At 70.2% G+C, this 1,536-nt stretch carries 1 protein-coding gene; it reads right to left on the reverse strand.

All coding sequences use genetic code 11. The features are described 5' to 3' along the window. Window positions 1-74 precede the first annotated feature (74 nt). The gene (locus ABZT03_RS44425; RefSeq protein WP_356050031.1) at window positions 75-1,439 is read right to left on the reverse strand and encodes an IS701 family transposase; all 1,365 of its coding nucleotides are present in this window, start codon (window positions 1,437-1,439) and stop codon (window positions 75-77) included. Window positions 1,440-1,536: the final 97 nt, after the last annotated feature.

Below are 1,536 nucleotides of genomic sequence, written 5' to 3' on the forward strand. Positions count from 1 at the left end.
CGGTAGTTCGTTAAATCCGGAGGTAGAGGTCAATGCCGTGTCCGGTGGTGACCGCGTCGATCAGGGCCTGGAGTTCATGGGGTGGATCCGTGTCCGTCCATGCTTGCCACCATCGGGTGAGGGTGATGGCGGGGGTGAGCCAGGAACGGATGGCGCGCAAGGCCTTGGGCCAGCAGGGCTGTTGGGCCTGGTGGGGTATGTCTGGCCCCCCTCTCTGGGCCTTCGTCGGGACAGGGGTCCGGCGCGGTGTCGTCCAGGGGTCCGGGTGGGGCGAACCACTGGTCCCAGCAGAAGGAGAAGGCGCAGTTGACCAGGGTCTGGTGGCGGCGGATGGCGCGGTCGGAGCGGACCTGGAAGTCGGCCCAGCCGAGTTCGTCCTTGATCTGTTTGTAGCTCTGCTCGATCCACGGCCGCAGGCCGTAGAGGCGGACGATCTCGGCGAGGTCGGCCGGCGGGTGCGGACTGGCCTTGGCGTGGGGTGCATCGGGGTGGGGCAGGTTGGTGGCCAGATACCAGGTGGCCTTCTCCGGCAGCTGGGCCGGGTCGGTGGTGGCCACGACCAGCCGGCAGGGTGAGGTGGGGCCATAGCCGCCCAGCCGGGCATCGGCGGCCCACCAGGTCTCGGTGTGCCCGTCGCGGAAGTGACGCTCCACGGGCGTCCAGTCGCCGGGATGCTTGGCATCCTTCCAGGTCAGGGCGTGGGCGGCTTCGATGGGGGTGTGCGGCTGGTCGGCCCGGGCCCAGGTGCCGCGGTGCGGCTTGAGCGCGACCACGTAGGCCAGGCCGGCCTCGCGCAGCGCGAGATACCAGGTGTCGCTGACGGAGTAGGCGCAGTCGGCGACCACCGCCCGGCAGCCGAAGCCTGCCGCCTTCCCGCGGGCCGCGAGGGCAGCGGCCAGCTGCGGTTTCGTACGGAAGGCCGGGTCGGAGCGGTCGCGGGCGAAGTGATGGGCAGGGGTGTAGGGCGTCGCGTGCAGCGGGTAGTACACACGGCCGTCGGTCCAGACCGTGGTCACCGTGACGACGCCGTTGTCCGTCTTGCCCAAACGTCCCAGCCACTGCCTGCCCACATGCGCGGTCGCTGTGCCGGCCTTGCGGTCCCCGGAGTCGTCGATCACGATGACCCCGCCGTCGTGCGGAGCCGTCGCCGGCTCCTCGCGCAGCAGCTCGAGCCGCCGGTCGTTGACCTGCTCGACCTCCCAGGGCGACTCGGACAGGAAGAACTGCAGCCGCTGCACCCCCGGCATCCCCGCACCCGCCACCGGCTCCGCCCCTGCCAGGCAGGTGATTGTCTTGTTCCGCTCCCGCGGCGCCAGCAGCCCGGTCAGGTACTCGCGAAAACCCCGCCGCTGGGCCAGGCTGAAGAAGAGGTCGTCGAACCGGGCCGCGTACTCCTCCAACGGCCCCGGCGCGGGCGGACACGGACGGCGAGCGGTCATCTTCAGCCCCCAGCAGTGAAGTTGACTCCTACCACCGGCCTACGACCAACCCGGCCTACCGTCAACCCACACCGCCACCGGATTTAACGAACTACCG

Origin of the sequence: Streptomyces sp. NPDC005574 (assembly GCF_040605435.1) — a bacterium.
In the GTDB taxonomy this organism is placed as follows: Bacteria; Actinomycetota; Actinomycetes; order Streptomycetales; family Streptomycetaceae; genus Streptomyces.

Bases quoted from the DNA above. Each gene is read 5' to 3' on its own strand.
- ABZT03_RS44425 (WP_356050031.1), bottom strand. From the start codon at position 1,439: ATGACCGCTCGCCGTCCGTGTCCGCCCGCGCCGGGGCCGTTGGAGGAG.